The organism is Pseudoalteromonas sp. S1609, assembly GCF_005887255.1.
GTDB lineage: Bacteria > Pseudomonadota > Gammaproteobacteria > Enterobacterales > Alteromonadaceae > Pseudoalteromonas.
Genome location: NZ_PNDJ01000108.1, coordinates 1 through 2,873, shown reverse-complemented (window position 1 = coordinate 2,873; position 2,873 = coordinate 1). Strand labels below are relative to the sequence as shown.

The 2,873-nt window shown below is 39.9% G+C and carries 1 protein-coding gene and 3 tRNA genes; 1 reads left to right on the top strand and 3 read right to left on the bottom strand.

Annotated elements, in window-relative coordinates:
• Positions 1 to 227 precede the first annotated feature (227 nt).
• Positions 228 to 1,646, top strand: coding sequence for an alanine/glycine:cation symporter family protein (locus tag CWB76_RS18880; RefSeq protein WP_010391487.1), 1,419 nt, complete (start codon positions 228 to 230; stop codon positions 1,644 to 1,646).
• 740 nt (positions 1,647 to 2,386) lie between these two features.
• Here the strand turns inward: CWB76_RS18880 and CWB76_RS18875 are convergent.
• The 3 genes from CWB76_RS18875 to CWB76_RS18865 all read right to left on the bottom strand — a co-directional run bounded on the left by CWB76_RS18875 (position 2,387) and on the right by CWB76_RS18865 (position 2,678).
• A tRNA-Leu gene (locus tag CWB76_RS18875) sits at positions 2,387 to 2,473 on the bottom strand.
• 37 nt (positions 2,474 to 2,510) lie between these two features.
• A tRNA-Cys gene (locus CWB76_RS18870) sits at positions 2,511 to 2,584 on the bottom strand.
• Positions 2,585 to 2,602: 18 nt separating this feature from the next.
• Positions 2,603 to 2,678, bottom strand: a tRNA-Gly gene (locus CWB76_RS18865).
• Between the last annotated feature and the right edge of the window lie 195 nt (positions 2,679 to 2,873).

Below are 2,873 nucleotides of genomic sequence, written 5' to 3'. Positions count from 1 at the left end.
TCTGCCGTCTCAGTGGGGTCGCATTATAGGGCGAATCGATTTTAACGCAAGCGTTTTTAAACGCTTTTTTGCATTTAATTTTTACCCCAAAGATACCCCACCCAGAAACACAAGATACCCCCAAAACCCTGTGGATAACTCATTTTTTTGCGCTGTTTACTAAACTATTTACCTTGCTTGTGGTAAGTTGCGGCGCATATTTACAACTCGTTCACTAGGCAACACACATGACAGATATAATAAATAGTATAAGTGGTCTCTTATGGGGTCATATTTTAGTGTACTTATTAATAGCCGCTGGGCTATTTTTTACCATACGTCTTGGTTTCATCCAATTTGTACAATTCCCACACATGATTAAAGTCATGTTTCAAAGTCGCCAAGGGTCAGATGGCGGTATTTCCTCTTTTCAAGCTTTCTGTACTTCTTTAGCCGCCCGTGTTGGTACCGGTAATATGGCAGGTGTTGCAGTCGCACTTTATTTAGGTGGTGCTGGTGCTATTTTTTGGATGTGGTTAATTGCTTTGATCGGTATGGCCACTAGTTTTGCAGAAAGCACATTGGCTCAAGCTTACAAAATACGCGATGAAGAAGGCAACTTCCGTGGAGGCCCTGCTTATTATATGGAATACGGACTTGGCAAGCGCTGGATGGGCATCGTGTTCTCACTATGTTTAATTTTAGCCTTTGGTTTAGTTTTTAATGCGGTACAGTCAAACTCTATCGCTGCAGCTTTTGAAGTCGCCTTTGGTATTCCTAACTATATAGTAGGTATTGCACTTGTAATTGGTTCGGGCATCATCATATTTGGTGGCCTAAAAACAATTTCACGATTTGCTGAATTAGCAGTGCCATTTATGGCCGCTGCCTACTTAATTGTTGCACTGTATATATGTGCTGTAAATTACACTGAGTTGCCTGATGTATTTATGCATGTAATTAGAAGTGCCTTTGGTCTTGAACAAGCTGGCGCTGGTGCAATTGGTTATGGTGTAATGCAAGCAATGATCCAAGGGATCAAGCGCGGGTTATTCTCAAACGAAGCGGGTATGGGTAGCGCAGCTAACGCTGCAGCAACTGCAACTCCTAACCCACCTCACCCTGCATCACAAGGTTATGTACAAATGCTAGGTGTATTTGTAGATACTATTATAATTTGTACAGCTACCGCTGCTCTTATTTTATTATCAGAACAGTTAGTACCAGGCTCTGATGTAACGGGTATAGCACTTACACAAGCAGCGCTTGAGGAGCATGTTGGTAGCTGGGGCGCAATATTTGTTGCAGTCGCTATTTTGTTTTTTGCTTTTACATCAATTGTAGCTAACTACTCTTATGCAGAAACGAACTTATTGTTTTTAGAGCATAACCACGCATCTGGCATGCTGATCTTCAGATTATTAGTGTTAGGTATGGTGATGTTTGGTGCCCTTGGTGAATTACCATTAGTGTGGACTCTAGCTGATGTGTCTATGGGCCTAATGGCGATTGTAAACGTAATCGCGCTATTTATGCTCTCAGGAGTTGTGGTATGGCTTGCCAAAGATTACAACGCTCAACGACGTGCTGGAAAGTTACCGACGTTTGATCCAAGTAAAAACAACAAGCTTAATAAAACTATTCCGAAAGGTATTTGGCACAAATAACTTTAAAGAGATTTAAGTTAAAACCCGAAACGGCAATGGCCATTTCGGGTTTTTTATTGTCTAGTACCCATTCGTTTAATTAAGTAGTCTATTTTGAGGTAGAGAAATCGTGTTAATAGCAAAGCAACAATTTCGATGTTTAGTTGTTCTATATGAGGAATTTTTAACGTAATTAGCGTCAGGTTTCGACTCTCAAAATGATTAAGTATTATTGTGGATTGGTATAAGCCTCGTCTTTATATTCCTAGTAACAGCATCATCAAACTTCTCATACCCCCTTATAAGCGATTAGTTAAGCAGTTTACATCAATACTCTTAATAAATTTTGTGACATTGTGATAATGTTAATAGAAATAAGCGTATGCCGACTTTCGCTTATGTATCAAACGAAGCACAGCCACCACCTCCATTTAAGAGCCTTATACCACTGCTTTTTATATAAACCGCTTAGTATTAGGTAGTCTATTTTGAGGTATAAAAGTCTTATATAGCAAAGCTTAAATTTAGTGTTTTGTTCTAAATGAGAGTTTTTTCTATAGCTACCGTCAAGTTTAGCTATAAAAAAGATCAAAGGTAATACATTGATGGGATAGGCTTTTTAAAAAATGTGAGACATAAAGGTTTTAAACAAACGAAATAATTTTGTGTAAGGAATAAGATACTAGTTTGATAATGCGATTTTATAATTAATGGTTTAATCAAAGAATAGTTAAACTAGAATAAACAAGTAAAGTATAAAGTGGTGCCCGAGGCCGGACTTGAACCGGCACGACTTGTTAGTCGAGGGATTTTAAATCCCTTGTGTCTACCAATTCCACCACTCGGGCATCGAGTTTGCTAGTTAAAGCGTGTGGAGTAATTATTTGGAGGCGGAACCCGGAGTCGAACCGGGGTAAACGGATTTGCAATCCGGTGCATGGCCACTCTGCCATTCCGCCTAAACATATCAAATAATTTGGAGCGGCACACGAGGCTCGAACTCGTGACCTCGACCTTGGCAAGGTCGCGCTCTACCAACTGAGCTAGTGCCGCATAAAACTTTATCAGTAATTTGTACGTTGGTGCGCGACCATGTCGCGGTAAAACGTTCTGGCAACTGAGTTAGTGCCATAAAATAAGTATTTATCAAACTTTTAATTAACTTGGTCAATAATTAAAAGTGGTGCCCGAGGCCGGACTTGAACCGGCACGACTTGTTAGTCGAGGGATTTTAAATCCCTTGTGTCT

Bases quoted from the DNA above. Each gene is read 5' to 3' on its own strand.
- CWB76_RS18880 (WP_010391487.1), top strand. From the start codon at position 228: ATGACAGATATAATAAATAGTATAAGTGGTCTCTTATGGGGTCATATT.